The sequence below is a fragment of the Paraburkholderia sp. UCT70 genome (assembly GCF_050434085.1).
GTDB lineage: Bacteria > Pseudomonadota > Gammaproteobacteria > Burkholderiales > Burkholderiaceae > Paraburkholderia > Paraburkholderia tuberum.
In genome coordinates this window covers 1,054,013-1,069,043 of record NZ_JBNPVZ010000002.1, presented here as the reverse complement: position 1 = coordinate 1,069,043, position 15,031 = coordinate 1,054,013, and the positions used below count along the sequence as shown (strand labels likewise).

The window sequence follows — 15,031 nt, the reverse complement described above, 5'->3', positions numbered from 1 at the left end:
GCGCGCCGCGTTGCCTCACGCCTCAATGCGCGATATTCGGCTGCGCCACCCTTTCGGCGCCGCCCACACGCTGGCTCATCAGGATGGCGATAGCGGCGAGTGTCGCGGGGATCGCGAGCATCGCCAGGATCGCGCCGAACTGCCAGCCGAAGCCAAGCAGCGCGCCGCCGATCGCCGAGCCGAAGATACTGCCGAAGCGGCCCATGCCGAGCATCCAGCTCACACCGGTCGCACGCGCAACGGTCGGGTAGCGGCCGGGTGCAAACGCGTTCAGACCGGTTTGCGCGCCGCTCATGCAGAAGCCCGCGGCAAACACCAACAATGCGAGCGACGAAGACAGCGCGCCGATGTAGCCGAGCCCGAGCACGCACAGTGCGCCGCCGATATACGCGGCGCTGATGACCGGCGCCGGACGCGCCTTGTCCATGAGCCAGCCGACGAGGATCGCGCCGATCGTGCCGCCGATCTGGAACATCGCCGTGACGTTGGCCGCGGTCGTGACCGACAGGCCCGCATCCTTCATCAGCGTCGGCAGCCAGCCGGTCAGCAGATAGATGACGAGCAGGCCCATGAAATACGTGACCCACAGCGCGATCGTCATCGAGCCATAGCCTTGCGAGAACAGCACGCCGATCGGCTTGCGCGTCGGCAGCGGCGGTTCGTTCGACACGAACACTTCATTGCCTGCGAAGTGCTCGCCGCACACACGGCCAAGCACCTTGCCGACGCGCTGCGCGGGCGCGCCGCGCACCGCGAGCAGACGGGCCGACTCAGGCAGAAGCCAGATCTGGAATGGGATCAGCACGAGCGGCAGTGCGCCGCCGAAAATCAGCACCGCGCGCCAGCCGTGAACCGGAATCAGCCAGCCGGCCGCGAAGCCGATCAATGCCGAGCCGAGATTGAAGCCCGTGAACATCACGGTGATCAGCAGCGCGCGCTTGCGTTGCGGTGCGTACTCGGACAGCAGCGTCGTCGAGTTCGGCATCGCGGCGCCGAGGCCGACACCGCTGAGCAGACGCAATGCTGCCATCGAAAACGGCGATTGCGTGAACGCAGTCGCGATCGTGAACACGCCCGAACAGAAACACCGACGTAATCAGCACCCACTTGCGGCCGATGCGGTCCGATGCCGGACCCGCGAACAATGCGCCAATCACGAGACCGATCGGCGCCGCGCTCATCACGAGTCCGAATTCGGGGCGCGAAATCGCCCAGTCATGAATGATGGAAGGCGCGACGAAACCCATGATCGCGACGTCCATGCCGTCGGCGGTCACGATCAGAAAACACAGCACGACCAATAGCCACTGGTAGGGCGAAATCGACCGTTCGTCGATGAACTTCTTGATATCAATCCTGTTACCGCTGGAAGTACTCGTCATCAAAACTCTCCTGTCTCCTTCATTGGTCTCATCGCGCGCTCGAAGCGGGTAGCTTCGCAAAGTACGTCGACTCCGTAACCATCGTGGCGATGGGCCCCTACACGGCTTACTCAAATAACTGGCGTGAAGGTACGTTTCGTCCTTCGCGGGCCAAAGCGGGGGTTAACCATAGGGTCGATGCGAGTATCCGCATTCTCAGCGTTCCGCATAGCATCGGCGAAGCCCGTCCGATTCGCGCAAAGCCCTGCGGGACAAGCGTTCAAACCAGAGTCACGGCCCTTCGAAGCGGGCTTTTCGAACGCCTGCTGGTGCACACCCTGATAAACAGAACAGATGAAGCGGGAATGAACTCGCATAGAACGGCGGTGAGACGCCCCGCTTTTCCGATCAACGTGGATGCGCCGCGCTGGTAGCGGATTTGCCCCGCGCAAAAAGGGCACAAAAAGAAAAAAGCGGCATGACCGTGCTATGGCCATTCCGCTTCGGGATGAGCCGGCCTCGCGAGATCTGGACGCAGCGCGATCTTGCGTTGAAGCGCGCAATCGCACGCGTCGGCTTGCATACGCACTTCTGATTCAAGAAGTATTCGTGAATGGCCTGAGGGGCGAATCCGCCCTTCAGGCCATTTTCATTTTGCGGCGGGACAACGCGCCCCATCGCCCGGTGAAACCACCGAACCTTCCGCGCTGCAACCTTCGAGCCAGCGTCCGCCCGTAGTCAGGAATGTCGCATGCTGCGTTTCCCATGCGGCGGGACGGCCTTCCTGCGCGATGTGCATCGTCATTGAAAGTCGATAGCAAGAACAAAAAGATTTCAGACACGACGGAATAACCATCGATCGATCGCGTTACCGCTTCGGGCGCAATGCCAGTCTGATGCTCGCAGCGTAACTCGTCGCCTGATCTTGCAAGCGCCCCCGTACCGGCGCCGACGGCATCCGCGTTGACGGCTCCAGCGGCACCGGAATGATTGTCAATGAGCATGGAATGGTCTTGAGGCACAACATGGTTCAACCCGGATGGGTGCGAATCACGCACTGGATCAATGCTGTCGCGGTCGTGCTGATGGTAATGAGCGGCTGGCAGATTTACGACGCGTCGCCGATCTTTCCCGCAATTGAGTTTCCACCTTCGATCACGCTTGGCGGCTGGCTCGCCGGAGCGCTGCAATGGCATTTCGCAGTGATGTGGCTGCTGGTCGCGAATTTCATCGTCTATCTGGCGCTGAATCTGGCGACCGGACACTTTCGACGCAAGCTGCTGCCTGTCCGGCCGAAACAGTTGGTCGCCGATCTGCTCGCTGCGCTGAGCGGGCGCCTGAAACACCACGACCTCGCGCACTACAACTCGGTGCAAAAGCTCGCCTATCTCGTCGTGATCGCCGACATCCTGCTGATCGTATTGTCGGGGCTCGCCATTTGGAAGTCGGTGCAGTTCCCGCTGCTGCGCACGCTGATGGGCGGATACGACAACGCGCGCGTGGTGCACTTCATGTGTATGAGCGTCCTGGTGGCGTTTTTCGTCATTCACGTCGCGATGGTTGCGCTCGTGCCCCGCTCGCTGCTGTTGATGCTACGTGGACGGTAAATCATGACGATCCGAAAACGAACCGCGCAACAAGGCACCTTCCGCGCGACGCATGGCGAATCGATCATTCGCGATGCTCAGCGCGAACTCAAATCGCCTGCGCGCCGGCTGTTCGGCCGGCGGCTGCTGACGTTAGGCGGCATCGCGTTGCTGTCCGGTTGCGATCTGACCGACGACAAGGCGGTGAACACCGCGCTGCGCCGCATCTCGTTCTTCAACGACGACGTGCAGGCACTGCTGTTCGATCCGAACAAGCTGGCGCCCACGTATCCGGCATCGATGATCACACGGCCATTTCCGTTCAATGCGTTCTATGGCGTCGACGAGGTGCCCGAGATCGATGCCGCGACCTACCGTCTGCAGGTCAGCGGCCTCGCGCACGGCAAGCGTACGTGGGCGCTCGACGAACTGCGCGCGCTGCCGCAGGAAAGCCAGATCACGCGTCTTATCTGTGTCGAAGGATGGAGCGCAATCGGTCGCTGGGGCGGCGTGCGCTTTTCCGAATTCCTGCGCCGCGCGGGCGCGGACACGAGTGCAAAGTACGTGTCGCTTCATTGCGCGGACTACAACTACTGGACGAGCATCGACATGCCGACGGCGCTCCACCCGCAGACGTTGCTCACGCTGACTTACAACGGTGACGTGCTGCCGCCGAAGTATGGTTTCCCGATGAGGCTGCGTGTGCCAACCAAGCTCGGCTTCAAGAATCCCAAGCATGTCGTCGCTATCGAAATCACGAACCAGTATCCGGGCGGCTATTGGGAGAACCAAGGCTACAACTGGTTCAGCGGCTCGTGACGCAATGATGTTTTTCTCCTTCCATCAACCATCCAGTTGGGAGTTCCTATGTCATTCCTCATCAAATCAGGCGCAGCCTTGATGACCGCAGCGCTCATGAGCGCTGCTTTCGCGCAGACGCCGGCCACGAACCCCGCGCGCATCCGGGGCGAAATCGTGTCGCACGACGGTGACACGCTCAAAGTCCATCGACGCAGCGGCGATACTGTGTCGATCGATGTGAAGCCGGCAGCGAGCGTTTCGGCTGTCAAGACGATGCAGCTATCGGATATCAAGCCGGGTACATTTATCGGCACGGCTGCAACCACGGGCGCCGACGGCAAGCTGACAGCAACGGAAGTGGTCGTGTTTCCAGAGTCCGCGCGCGGCACGGGTGAAGGACATTACGCGTGGGACCTGGGCCCGAAAAGCTCGATGACGAACGCGAACGTCGACACCGTCGTGCAGAGCACGAGCGGCCGAGATCTGAAGCTGTCGTACAAGGGCGGCAGCAATGTGGTGACGGTGCCGCCCAACGTGCCCATCGTCACGTTCACCCCCGCGGAGCGCAGCGACCTTACGCCGGGCAAGAAGGTGTTCATTGTCGCTACGCCCGCGTCGCAGGGGACTTACGTTGCGCAACGCGTCGTGGTCGAAAAGGACGGTGTGGCGCCGCCGATGTGAAGGCTGACCTGGGCCTCGGATAGCGCCACGCACGGCGTCATGTGTTGACGTGAAGCGGGCTGAGTCGTGTCAGGATCATTGCGCGCGGACCAATACGAGCAGTCGACGGGTTGACAAAATATTACGTTTTTCACTGTGGTAGATCGCGTAGCATAGTGGGGGTATGTCCTGCGAGCGCCCCCACTCGCATTCGTCATTCAACCGCGGAGATTTCGGAAATGAGTATTTTTGGTGACATCGTGCACAAGCTGTTCGGCAAAGCGAAGCCGGACCAACCTCCCCCCGCGACGGAACCCACCCCCGACCCGGCCGCCGCGCAAGCCGCGACGCCCAGCGCTCCCGCCGCGCCCGCGCCGCTGACCGACGTCGACGTGGCCGCCGTGATGGATCAGCTCGTCAGCGAAAGCGGACAGACGTTGAACTGGCGTACGTCGATTGTCGACACGATGAAGGCACTCGGCGTCGACAGCAGTCTCGAACACCGCAAGCAACTTGCGCAGGAATTGAAGTACAGCGGGGACATGAACGACTCCGCGAGCATGAACATCTGGCTGCACAAGCAGGTGATGCAGGCGCTCGCGGCAAACGGCGGCAAGCTGCCGCCCGATCTGGCAAGTTAAGCAGGACGAAGCAGGCGTTTCGCAGTAAGCGAAGCGCAGTGGAAGTCGCGCAGTAAAAATCACGCAGTAAAAATCAAATACTCAGTCCAGGTTGCCCGGTCGAAGCACGAAACCGGGCAACCGGAAACTTCTCCGCTCGGCAATCAATGCTCGCACAATCGACTATCGAGAGCGCGCACTGCACGCGCCCGCGACAGCACGATTGCCATCAGCCCACGTATCGAAACGCGGGTGACGGAACCCATTGCGATGGAATACACGCGGCTATTGCGCCGCGGTGAGCTTGAGTCCCGGCCGCAACGGCTGGGGAGACTCCAGAGGAGCCTTGCGTTCGTCCGATACCTGTTCGATTCCCTTTCTCGTGACTTCTTCGAGGAAGGTCAGGCGAGCCCGATAGTAATCGGCACGCAGCTGTGCGTCGAGCACGAGCTGTTCGGCCTGAAACAGTTCCATGCGCAAGTTGGTCAGCGCGCGTTCGGCCTGTTTCTCGGGAGTAGGAGCATGTTGTGAAGCCCAGTTAGCAAGCCACCTTATCATGGTGAAGCCCTCCTTGAGTTCAATGCTCTGCTGCGACAAAGGCTATCAAATTATGGATGCGGCGTGTGTTAAATCGCTTCAGCCGTTGCTTATTGTGCGAGCTACCGTGGATCGTCGCACGATCGACTTCACCGCCGCGCCTTACTACTGATACCACAACACGCGCGAGGCGAAAAAAGCCCGCACAGCAAAGGCGGGCAATCCCACTCTCTTTGAAAGCGTGTCACGAGGATGACACGCCACAAGTTTAGAGCTCGTGCAACCCCAACGTCCGTGTGCTGGCGATCACTTTGCGCGAATATATCGATCTCCAATCATGCGTTGCGCTTTATTGCAGCTCTTAAAGCGCTGCCACATTTTTCGCAATGGCCCGCGCAAACTGCGCGATCTGCCGGCCCTGCTCGATCAGATCCATGGCGATCCGGAACGTGACCACGTCCGCCTTGTCCGCCAGCTGAAGCTTCGCAAGCACGACCTGACGCGCGGTCGCGGCGAGCTTGTCGATGCCGGCCTTTGCGTCGACGACCTTCGCGACCTCTTCCGGATCGCGCGTCTCGATCGTGCGGATCGCCTGCTCGAGATTGCGGATCACCGCCTCGGAAAACTGCGTGGTCGCCGCATCGCGCAGACGCAGCAGATCGATCTGCTGCGTCATTCTTTGTTGTCCGACCGTCATCAGCGTCATGCCGACAATGCCGCTGATGCTCTCCAGATGACTCGTGACCTGCGTGTAGCCGACCACCTGCTGACCTTCTTCCTCCGAGTGCTGCCGCTGCGACAGGCGGCCGATATATTGAAGAATCTCGAAGGCCAGCCGGTCGCTTTCCTTGTCCTGATCGAGCATCTGATTGATCTCTTCCATCGTGCCGGTCGACACCATCTGCGAGCCGCGTTGCACAACGTCGAGCACCTGCGCGCCGAGCCGGGTCAGCTCGATACGCACGCGTTGCAGTGCAAGCGCCGGCACCGTCAGCGACGTCTCGTCGAGATACTGCGGATCGCCTGCGGGTTTGGCGGCCTTCGCGCGCTTCGGCACGACCAGTTGCGCGAACCGCGCGATCGGACCGGCAAACCAGATCAGCAGCAGCGTGTTCGCCACGCTGAAAAGCGTATGCACATTGGCAACCTGGCGCGGCGCCTCCGCCGCGAGGCGCGCGACGCCCTGCAGGTCCGGATGCGACGGCGAGATCCAGCGCACGAACTCCGCCATCTGCGGAATCAGGAAGAGCGCGATCACGACGCCGAGCACATTGAACACCAGATGCACGACGCCGACCTGCACCGCCTCCGGTGGCTTGCCGATCGAGGCGAGCAATGCCGTGCCGCAGGTTCCGACATTCGCACCGAGAATCAACGTGATGCCGGCTTCGAGCGGCATCAAGCCCTGGCCGCTCAACGCAATCACGACCGCGAGCGTCGCCGCCGAGCTTTGCACGATCGCAGTGAAGACCGCCCCCACGATGACGCCGACGAGCGGATTGCGCATGTCCTGCATCGCGTCGATGAACGGCTGATAGGTGCGCAGCGGATGCGTGGACTCGCCCATCAGCTGGATGCCCATGAACAGCAGTCCTAGCCCCATTACGACGCGGCCGAGCTGCCGCAGCAGCTCGCGCGGGGCAAACGCGTGCAGCACGAAGCCGATCGACAGCATGTACGGCGTCAGACGCGAAACGTCGAAGGCGATGATCTGCGCGGTGATGGTCGAGCCGATGTTCGCGCCCATGATCATCGGCACCGCCTGGGTCAACGTCATCAGGCCGGCGGACACGAAACCGACCATCAGCACCGTCGTGATGGTCGAGGAATTCAGCAGCGCGGTCACGACGGCGGCCGCCACCACGCCGCGAAACCGGCTTGCGGTCAGCACGCCGATCAGTGACTGCAGTTTCGATCCCGCGATCGCCTTCAGGCCGCCGGTCAAGAACTCCAGACCGAGAAGAAACAGCGCGAGGCCGCCAATCAACAGCCCGAAGATCCCAAGGAAGTTCAACCTGTCGGGATCGATGTCAGCAAGATAATCAGTCATCCTGATGTGCCTCTGATGATCACACGAATAGACGCGGGAGCGAGGGACGGCTTCGCGCCCCGCATCGACGACCGTGCAGGCAGTCTGCCGCACGGTGTCCGGGGCAGGTACTTAAGGCTAACGCTAAGGGTAAGAGGAAGATGGCGCGCAGGCAAGGACGGGAGGGCGGCCGGCAGTCTCGAGCGACCCCGGAGTTCGCAAAGCATGCAACCCGCAATCGACGTAATTCATTGCCCCGTCAAGCAACGATTCCACCCCTGATTTGGCAGTTAACCCGTAGGTGAAAATGCCCATCGTCTCAGCCATTGGCCGCTGCCAATAATAGGTCCATCCTCCAATCAAACTTGCTCAACTCACCCAAACAAGAAGGAGGACTTATGGCAAACCGTGTTGCATACGTAACCGGCGGCATGGGCGGTATCGGAACCGCCATTTGCCAGCGCTTGCACAAAGAGAACTACACCGTCATCGCGGGCTGCGGCCCGAACTCGGCGCGCAAAGCCCGATGGCTGGAAGATCAGAAAGCGCTCGGCTATAACTTCGTCGCGTCGGAAGGCAACGTCGCGGATTGGGAGTCCACCGCGAAAGCGTTCGAGAAGGTCAGGAAAGAAGTCGGTGAAGTCGACGTGCTCGTCAACAACGCGGGCATCACGCGCGACGGCATGTTCCGCAAGATGACGTTCGAAGACTGGGAAGCGGTGATCGACACCAATCTCACGAGCCTGTTCAACGTGACCAAACAGGTCATCGAGGGCATGGTCGGCCGAGGCTTTGGGCGCATCATCAACATCTCGTCGGTCAACGGCCAGAAAGGCCAGTTCGGGCAAACCAATTATTCGACCGCAAAGGCCGGCATTCATGGCTTTACGATGTCACTCGCGCAGGAAGTGGCGACCAAGGGCGTGACCGTCAACACCGTGTCGCCGGGCTACATCGGCACCGACATGGTCAAGGCCATCCGTCCGGACGTACTGGAAAAAATCGTCGCGACGATTCCGGTACGGCGTCTCGGCACGCCGGAAGAGATTGCGTCGATCGTCGCGTGGATCGCGTCGGATCAAGCGGGCTTTGCGACCGGGGCGGATTTCTCGCTGAACGGCGGTCTGCATATGGGCTAACGGGAACGGCGCCGCGCGGTACGCGGCGCAGCCGTTTTCCGTTATGGACGTTGTCAGGTTCCGTGCTGGTGTAGCGGCCGGCGCGAGCCGGCCGCCTCAGTGAGCTTATGACCAGAAAAGCGAGCCCTGCTCGCGCTGCACCCGCGAAGTCGCAGCGCACGCGCCCGAAGGCTATGCTGCGCCCGATCGTACCTGCCAAAGCAGGCGAAATTTCGCTCGACTATCACATGACGCTCGAGGCATTACGCAGCGGCGTCGCCAATCAATATCACGTCGGCAGCATGGCGCAGGCCATTTACATGGCGATGCTGCTGAATCAGCGCGGCTATGGTTCGGCCGTACCCGAGCTGTTTCGCGACGCGGAGGGCGCGATTCTGCGCTGCCGGCAGGCGGGACTCGAAACGGGCATCTGCGTGGTCGATCACGACGCATACGCGCTACTCGGTCAGGTTCTCACGCTCTTCGATCAGCAACTCGCGGCGGCGCCAGTACGGGAGTTGATCGCGGTCAATGCGAAGCTGAAGACGCTGTTCAGCGCCGCCAATGGCCACTGCGACGGCAACGAGAACACCGCATGACGAGGCGCGTTGGCATTTACTTGCGCAATGCGCCGCGCACGCTCGACACATCGTTTCGCGTGACCGGTCCGGCCGTATTTCCCCATGTGGTCCGAACAAACGTGAGCACGCGGGCCATTTCGGTGTCCGTCAGCTTGCCGGCGAAAGACGGCATCTTGCGCGGCTCCGGTCCCGACTCGGTATGCGGACTGCCCCCGCCTTCGACCAGCAAGCGCACCAATGACGCGCTCGACGCCGACAACACCGCGGGGTTGCCCGCGAGGCGCGGATACTTGTTCGGCACCCCCGCCCCATCCATCTGATGACAGCGCGCGCAATATGATGCGTAAATGCCCGCGCCGGGTCTTTCCACATCCCCGGTTTTCAGCGCCTGCACGGTTTGCTGCGCGGCGGCGGAGCGGGCGTTGAAATAGCCGCTTGGCGCGCGCGGTGGCAGGCTCTTCAAATACGTGGCGATCGCCGCGAGATCGTCGTCGTTCAGGTTCTGCGTGCTGTCTTCGACGACCTGCACCATGCTGCCGAACGGGACGAGTCCGCCGCCGTGGCCGTTTCGAAGGAACTCGACGATGTCGGTCGCGGAACTGCGGCCGAGCCCCGAGCCTGGGTCGGCGCTCAGGTTCGGCGCGAACCAGTGATCGTTGGTGCCTCCCGTCAGATAGGCCGATGCCGACTCGTCATAGCCGCGCTCTTCGTACGCCGGTCCGCGCGGCGTGTGGCAGGCGCCGCAATGGCCGAGCGATTGCACCAGATACGCGCCGCGATTCCATTGCGCATCGCGTTTCGCATCGGCTTTGAACTGGCCTTTCGGCGCGAATGCCCAGTCCCAGAAAATCAATACCCAGCGCTGATTGAATGGAAATGGCAAGCGCGTTTGCGGGGCAGGCGCCGCGACCGGTTGCACGCCGTGCATGAAGTATGCGTAGAGAGCATGCATGTCGTCATCGGTGATCTTCGCGAACGACGGGTACGGCATCGCCGGATAAAGCCGCTTGCCCCCGGGCGCGATGCCCTCGCGCAACGCGCGCGCGAAGTCGTCATAGCTATATCGGCCGATGCCGTATTGCGGGTCCGGCGTGATGTTCGACGTATAGATCGTGCCGAACGGCGAACCCATGCCGAGGCCGCCGGCAAACGGCGGTGTGGCCTCAGGCGCCGCGCCCGGATGCGGGACGCGCGGCGCGGCGGTGTGGCAACCGGCGCAATCGGCGGCTTTGGCGAGATATGCGCCGCGCGCGATCTGCGCGGCGTCGGTGGAGGCGCTGGCAGCGTTTGCGGTCGCTGCTATCGTCAGCGGGCATGCGGCCGCGATGGCGAACCTGACCGCGTTGAGAACGTCGCGCTTCATCACCACCACCTGCACGGCGACACGATCGCGACCGCGGCATCCGTTGCGATCAATGCGAACAGAAACAGCGTGCTGCACATCACCGCGACGTGCGTCAGAAACCAGTCGAGTTCGGCACGCGTGCGGCGCTCGCCGTTCAGCGCACCGAACTTCAGTGGCGCGACGCGGCGCAAATTGCGCCACGCGACCCACGTGCCGAACGCGCCCGCGATCAGACACACGGTGCCGAGCGCGACGAGCGCCGGACGCATCCACGAAACGAGCGGCGCGCCGAGCGGATGGTTGTACGGATAGCAGGCCTGCGCCGCGAGCGCTTCCGCGAGCATCATCTGCAACAGCCACGCGAACGGCGCCGCGAGCAGACCGATCAGCACGTAGGGCATCGAGATGTGCGAGTCTCTGGGCGCTGTCGTCATGACCACTCCCGGAACAGATACGGCGTCAGATACAGCGTGCTGAAAATGAACAGCCAGACGACATCGACGAAGTGCCAATACAGCCCACCGATCGACAGCGCCGCGCAGCGTTTGTCGTCGAAATAACCGAGCGCGGTCCAGATCGCCAGCAGCGTCAGCACGACGATCCCGACCAGCACGTGCGCCATGTGAAAGCCGGTAATCGTGAAGTACAGCGAACCATAGAGATGCGAGGTCAGGCCATACGGGTGGTTGTGCCATTCGCGCAACTGAATGCCCATGAAGATGCAGCCCAGCACGATGCCAACCGCCATCGACGCGACACCGAGCCGCAGCCGACGCCGACGCACGCAGCGCTCGCAGAACCAGACGAACACGCTGCTCGATAGCAGAATGACCGTATTCGCGCTGCCGAGCCCGAGCTTCGGCAATCCTTCCGGCGGCCAATGCTGCTGGCTTTGCGAGGCCAGATACAGATACGAGAAGATCAGATAGCCGAACAGCGCGCCTTCGGTCGCGATCAGCGTGAAGCAGCCCCACCAGCCGCTCGATCGCTCGCCCGCGCTGCCAACCGGCAACGCACGCGCGGTCTCGTCCGGTTCGCTCGACGAGCGATTGAGATCCAGTGCATCGCTCATGTCAGCCTCCCGCATCCTCGACCGCGACCGGCTCGCGCTGGATCAGCGCGCGCTCGGGCCACAGCCACGTGATGATCGAGACCGCGCAGCCGGCCAGCATCGCCCCCACGAACACCCAGGCGGTCAACGCGAGCCCCGCGAACAGTAGCGCGGCAAAGACCGCGAGCCAGAACGGCGCGTACGAATCTTCGGGCATCTTCAGGATCACGTCGGGACTCGCCTCGAGCGCGGTCGTGCCCAACGCTTCGCGACCTTGCGCGAGCAGATAGCCTTCGTCGAGTCGCGAGCGTGTTTGAACCGCGTCGCCCGGCTCGTCGATCCGACCTTCCCACAACGGATGCCGGCTCGCGAGCGTCGGCACCACCGCGAAGTTGTACGGCGGCGGCGGCGAGCTGATCGACCATTCGAGCGTCGGCGCGTCCCACGGATTGTTGCCGGCGAGTTTGCCGCGCTTCAGGCTCACCGCGATATCGATCAGAAACAGCAGCACGCCGGCCGCAAACAGGAACGAACCGAGCGACGTGACGAGGTTCACCGTGTTCCAGCCCATGTCGGCGGGATACGTGTAGATGCGGCGCGGCATGCCAAGCAGTCCCGCGATATGCATCGGAAAGAACGCGACGTTGAAGCCGATGAAGAGCACCCAGAACGTGAGCTTGCCGAGACGCTCGTTCGTCATCCTGCCGGTGAATTTTGGAAACCAGAAGTAGATGCCGCCGATCACCGGAAATACGTTGATGCCAAGCAGCACGTAGTGCAGATGCGCGACGACGAAGTACGTGTCGGTGAGTTGCCAGTCGAACGGCACCGCGGCCGTCATCACGCCGGAGACGCCGCCGATCACGAACAGCAGCACGAAGGCCGCGAAAAACAGGAACGGCACGCGATACACGGGGCGACCGGTCCAGATCGTCGCGACCCAGGCGAACGTCGCGACCGCGCTCGGCACCGCGATGACCATGCTGGCCGAGCCGAAGAACGACAGCGCGAGCGCGGGGATACCGGTCGCGAACATATGGTGAATCCACACGGCAAAGCCGACCACCATCGTCGCGACCGTCGCCAACGCGACCGGCCCGTAACCGACCAGCGGCCGGCGGCAAAAGACCGGCAACGCATCCGACACGATGCCCATGGCCGGCAACACGACCACGTAGACCCACGGGTGCGCGAAAATCCAGAACAGGTGCTGCCAGAGCAGCGGCCGCCCGCTATTGAGCACGTCGAAGAAATGCGTGCCGATGCGGCGGTCCATCCACAGCATCAGAAACGCGAGGCTCACCGACGGCACCGCCAACAGATTGCCGCCCGACGCGGTCAGCGTGCCCCACACGAGCACCGGCACGCGATCGAGCGACATGCCCGGCGCGCGCATCCTCAGCAGCGTGACGACGAAGTTCATCGCGCCGACCGTCGTCGAAATGCCGAGCAGCACCATGCCGAGCGCGTACACGTCGATATTCGGGCCGTTGCTGTACTCGAGGCCGGACAGCGGCACGTAGTTGAACCAGCCGGCGTCGGGGGCCTGGCCCGTCGGAAAACTCGCATACAGGAAGATGCCGGCGAACAGGAACACCCAATACGACAGCGCGTTCAGGCGCGGAAAGGCCATGTCGCGCGCGCCGAGCACGAGCGGCCACAGATAGTTCGAGAAGCCGGACAGAACGGGCAGCGCGTACAGAAAGATCATCGTCAGTCCGTGCATCGTGAACAGCTGGTTGTACTGTTCGGGCGTCAGCACCGTTGCGTTGGGGCGCGCCAGTTGAACGCGCATGATCAGCGCTTCGACGCCGCCCGTCAGCAGAAAGATGAACGCGGTCACCAGGTAGCGCAAGCCGATGGTCTTGTGATCGACCGTCGAGAACCAGCCGCGCCAGCCGGGCCGCGACTCCCAGATTTCGCGCAGCCGCTTTTCCTGCTCGCTGCCGGGCTCGACACGGCCGCGCCGCGGCGTGCGGGTCAGCGCGGGTAGCGAAGCGCAAGCGGGATGATCGGACATTGAACGGGCTCCTCGAGTGCGATGCGCTTCAATGCAGCGTCGCGAGATACGCCGACAACGCGGCGGCCTCGCTGGTGGTCAGCGCGATACTGGGCATCAATGCATCGGGTTTGATCCGCTGGGCGTGCTCGATCCAGTCGAGCAGATGGTCGGGCGTGTTGCTGAGCGCGCCTGCCGCGATCGTGCGACGCGAACCGAGATGCGTCAGATCGGGCGCCTGCACGCCAGTCGCCTTGGTGCCGCGAATCGTGTGGCAACCCGCGCAGCGCTCCTCGAACAGATGCTGGCCGGCCGCGACGGCCGCGTCGCCCGTGGGCACGGTGGCCGCGCGTCCCTGCGCGTCGCGCCACGCGTTGAACGCCGCGGCGTCCTGCGCGATCACTTCGAACGCCATATGCGCGTGCTGCGCGCCGCAGAATTGCGAGCACTGCCCACGATAAATACCGGGACGGTCCGCCTGCAGCCACTGCTCGTTGGTTTGGCCTGGAATCGTCTGCGTCTTGCCCGCGAGTTGCGGTACCCAGAATGCGTGCACGACGTCCGCGCTTTTGAGCTCGATCTTCACCGGCTCACCGACCGGAATATGAATCTCGTTCGCCGTGCTGAAATTGCGGGCGGGGTTCGGATCGTCGCGGTAATCGGCTTTCCACCACCAGTCGTAAGCGGTCACGGTGATCGTCAATTGCGGATACGACGCGGGCGACGCCACCGATTCGAGGGTGAGCAATGCATAGACCAGCATCGCCAACAGCACGACCGACGACACCGCAGTACCGATGAACACCCAGCGGATGCCGCCGGGCTCGGCGCTCAGCGCATCCGGTTGCGCCGCGGGACGCTGGCGGACCATCGCGCCGATCAACAGGCCAGCGACGATCAGCGTGACCAGCGTCACGATCGCGGTGAAAACCCAGCCGAGGTACAGCGTCGGACGAGCCGCCGGGCCAGCCGCGTGCAGGAAGTAGTTCAGCGGCGCCACCGTGTTCGCGTGTGCGGAGTAGGCGAAACCGATAGCCAGCGCCGGTAACAACGTGACGCTGCCGCACCTGACGCGCCGGCCTGACGTTCCGGATGCTTCCCCTGCTGTCACTGAGAACCCCGCTGACAGTGATGACCTTTCGACACGCGCCGTCCCCTGCGAACGAGGCGACGTCCGAGCAGGTCAGCAAAAATCAGGCCGCGTCTGCGGAGGGTGCGGGCGTGAGGTTCGCGCTGACTTGAACAGGTCAGGAGAAGGTTGCATTCGCTCGGTTATGCGAACGCGTAGACGAGCTGCTGCGTAGGCAGGAATTGTCGGTGCGGAAATTTTTTCAATAATGGCC

Annotated in this window: 14 protein-coding genes and 1 pseudogene; 6 read left to right on the top strand and 9 right to left on the bottom strand. The window is 62.7% G+C overall.

Features of this window, described 5'->3' with window-relative positions; genetic code table 11:
• Positions 1-22 precede the first annotated feature (22 nt).
• Positions 23-1,382: pseudogene (locus OKW41_RS07195) on the bottom strand (MFS transporter).
• A gap of 617 nt (positions 1,383-1,999) precedes the next feature.
• Positions 2,000-2,365: a hypothetical protein gene (locus tag OKW41_RS07190; RefSeq protein WP_429572018.1), complete on the bottom strand. Its 366-nt coding sequence runs from the start codon at positions 2,363-2,365 to the stop codon at positions 2,000-2,002.
• A gap of 21 nt (positions 2,366-2,386) precedes the next feature.
• Between OKW41_RS07190 and OKW41_RS07185 the strand changes: the two genes are divergently transcribed.
• From OKW41_RS07185 to OKW41_RS07170, 4 genes are all read left to right on the top strand, one after another.
• Positions 2,387-2,968, top strand: coding sequence for a cytochrome b/b6 domain-containing protein (locus tag OKW41_RS07185; protein ID WP_429572017.1), 582 nt, complete (start codon positions 2,387-2,389; stop codon positions 2,966-2,968).
• A gap of 3 nt (positions 2,969-2,971) precedes the next feature.
• Positions 2,972-3,766, top strand: coding sequence for a molybdopterin-dependent oxidoreductase (locus OKW41_RS07180; protein WP_429572016.1), 795 nt, complete (start codon positions 2,972-2,974; stop codon positions 3,764-3,766).
• Between the two features lie 48 nt (positions 3,767-3,814).
• Positions 3,815-4,429, top strand: coding sequence for a hypothetical protein (locus OKW41_RS07175; protein ID WP_429572015.1), 615 nt, complete (start codon positions 3,815-3,817; stop codon positions 4,427-4,429).
• A 218-nt stretch (positions 4,430-4,647) separates the two neighbouring features.
• Positions 4,648-5,049: a DUF3597 domain-containing protein gene (locus OKW41_RS07170; RefSeq protein WP_090809158.1), complete on the top strand. Its 402-nt coding sequence runs from the start codon at positions 4,648-4,650 to the stop codon at positions 5,047-5,049.
• A 264-nt stretch (positions 5,050-5,313) separates the two neighbouring features.
• On the opposite strand, the gene OKW41_RS07165 is transcribed toward OKW41_RS07170, so the two are convergent.
• Together OKW41_RS07165 and OKW41_RS07160 are read right to left on the bottom strand one after the other, a co-directional pair.
• Entirely contained in the window at positions 5,314-5,586 is a 273-nt protein-coding gene (locus tag OKW41_RS07165; protein ID WP_429572014.1) for a hypothetical protein, read from the bottom strand.
• A gap of 340 nt (positions 5,587-5,926) precedes the next feature.
• Positions 5,927-7,615, bottom strand: a complete 1,689-nt coding sequence (locus tag OKW41_RS07160; protein ID WP_429572013.1) for a Na/Pi cotransporter family protein — start codon at positions 7,613-7,615, stop codon at positions 5,927-5,929.
• A gap of 377 nt (positions 7,616-7,992) precedes the next feature.
• Here OKW41_RS07160 and OKW41_RS07155 point away from each other — a divergent pair, with 377 nt between their 5' ends.
• A complete protein-coding gene (locus tag OKW41_RS07155; RefSeq protein WP_429445788.1) occupies positions 7,993-8,733 on the top strand; it encodes a 3-ketoacyl-ACP reductase in 741 nt (246 codons plus the stop codon).
• Between the two features lie 173 nt (positions 8,734-8,906).
• Positions 8,907-9,311: a Fis family transcriptional regulator gene (locus tag OKW41_RS07150; RefSeq protein WP_429445786.1), complete on the top strand. Its 405-nt coding sequence runs from the start codon at positions 8,907-8,909 to the stop codon at positions 9,309-9,311.
• A gap of 16 nt (positions 9,312-9,327) precedes the next feature.
• Here OKW41_RS07150 and OKW41_RS07145 read toward each other — a convergent pair whose 3' ends face one another.
• From OKW41_RS07145 to coxB, 5 genes are read right to left on the bottom strand one after another with little or no spacing between them, the layout of a single operon-like run.
• On the bottom strand, positions 9,328-10,656 hold the full coding sequence (locus tag OKW41_RS07145; RefSeq protein ID WP_429572012.1) for a c-type cytochrome: 1,329 nt from the start codon (positions 10,654-10,656) through the stop codon (positions 9,328-9,330).
• A complete protein-coding gene (locus tag OKW41_RS07140; protein WP_184064815.1) occupies positions 10,656-11,072 on the bottom strand; it encodes a hypothetical protein in 417 nt (138 codons plus the stop codon). Before OKW41_RS07140 ends, OKW41_RS07145 begins: the two co-directional genes overlap by 1 nt.
• Positions 11,069-11,710, bottom strand: a complete 642-nt coding sequence (locus tag OKW41_RS07135; protein ID WP_429445779.1) for a cytochrome c oxidase subunit 3 — start codon at positions 11,708-11,710, stop codon at positions 11,069-11,071. The genes OKW41_RS07140 and OKW41_RS07135 overlap by 4 nt, the downstream gene beginning before the upstream one ends.
• Position 11,711: 1 nt before the next feature.
• Positions 11,712-13,709 carry a cytochrome c oxidase subunit I gene (ctaD, locus tag OKW41_RS07130; protein ID WP_429572011.1) on the bottom strand — a complete coding sequence of 666 codons (1,998 nt, stop codon included), beginning with the start codon at positions 13,707-13,709 and terminating at the stop codon, positions 11,712-11,714.
• 28 nt (positions 13,710-13,737) lie between these two features.
• Positions 13,738-14,739 (bottom strand): cytochrome c oxidase subunit II, encoded by a 1,002-nt coding sequence (gene coxB / locus OKW41_RS07125; protein ID WP_429572010.1) that lies wholly within the window; start codon positions 14,737-14,739, stop codon positions 13,738-13,740.
• Positions 14,740-15,031 lie beyond the last annotated feature (292 nt).

What these genes read in the sequence shown, in the direction of transcription:
- OKW41_RS07190 (WP_429572018.1), bottom strand. Translation starts at nt 2,365, where the DNA reads ATGCTCATTGACAATCATTCCGGTGCCGCTGGAGCCGTCAACGCGGAT.
- OKW41_RS07185 (WP_429572017.1), top strand. Translation starts at nt 2,387, where the DNA reads ATGGTTCAACCCGGATGGGTGCGAATCACGCACTGGATCAATGCTGTC.
- OKW41_RS07180 (WP_429572016.1), top strand. Translation starts at nt 2,972, where the DNA reads ATGACGATCCGAAAACGAACCGCGCAACAAGGCACCTTCCGCGCGACG.
- OKW41_RS07175 (WP_429572015.1), top strand. Translation starts at nt 3,815, where the DNA reads ATGTCATTCCTCATCAAATCAGGCGCAGCCTTGATGACCGCAGCGCTC.
- OKW41_RS07170 (WP_090809158.1), top strand. Translation starts at nt 4,648, where the DNA reads ATGAGTATTTTTGGTGACATCGTGCACAAGCTGTTCGGCAAAGCGAAG.
- OKW41_RS07165 (WP_429572014.1), bottom strand. Translation starts at nt 5,586, where the DNA reads ATGATAAGGTGGCTTGCTAACTGGGCTTCACAACATGCTCCTACTCCC.
- OKW41_RS07160 (WP_429572013.1), bottom strand. Translation starts at nt 7,615, where the DNA reads ATGACTGATTATCTTGCTGACATCGATCCCGACAGGTTGAACTTCCTT.
- OKW41_RS07155 (WP_429445788.1), top strand. Translation starts at nt 7,993, where the DNA reads ATGGCAAACCGTGTTGCATACGTAACCGGCGGCATGGGCGGTATCGGA.
- OKW41_RS07150 (WP_429445786.1), top strand. Translation starts at nt 8,907, where the DNA reads ATGCTGCGCCCGATCGTACCTGCCAAAGCAGGCGAAATTTCGCTCGAC.
- OKW41_RS07145 (WP_429572012.1), bottom strand. Translation starts at nt 10,656, where the DNA reads ATGAAGCGCGACGTTCTCAACGCGGTCAGGTTCGCCATCGCGGCCGCA.
- OKW41_RS07140 (WP_184064815.1), bottom strand. Translation starts at nt 11,072, where the DNA reads ATGACGACAGCGCCCAGAGACTCGCACATCTCGATGCCCTACGTGCTG.
- OKW41_RS07135 (WP_429445779.1), bottom strand. Translation starts at nt 11,710, where the DNA reads ATGAGCGATGCACTGGATCTCAATCGCTCGTCGAGCGAACCGGACGAG.
- ctaD (WP_429572011.1), bottom strand. Translation starts at nt 13,709, where the DNA reads ATGTCCGATCATCCCGCTTGCGCTTCGCTACCCGCGCTGACCCGCACG.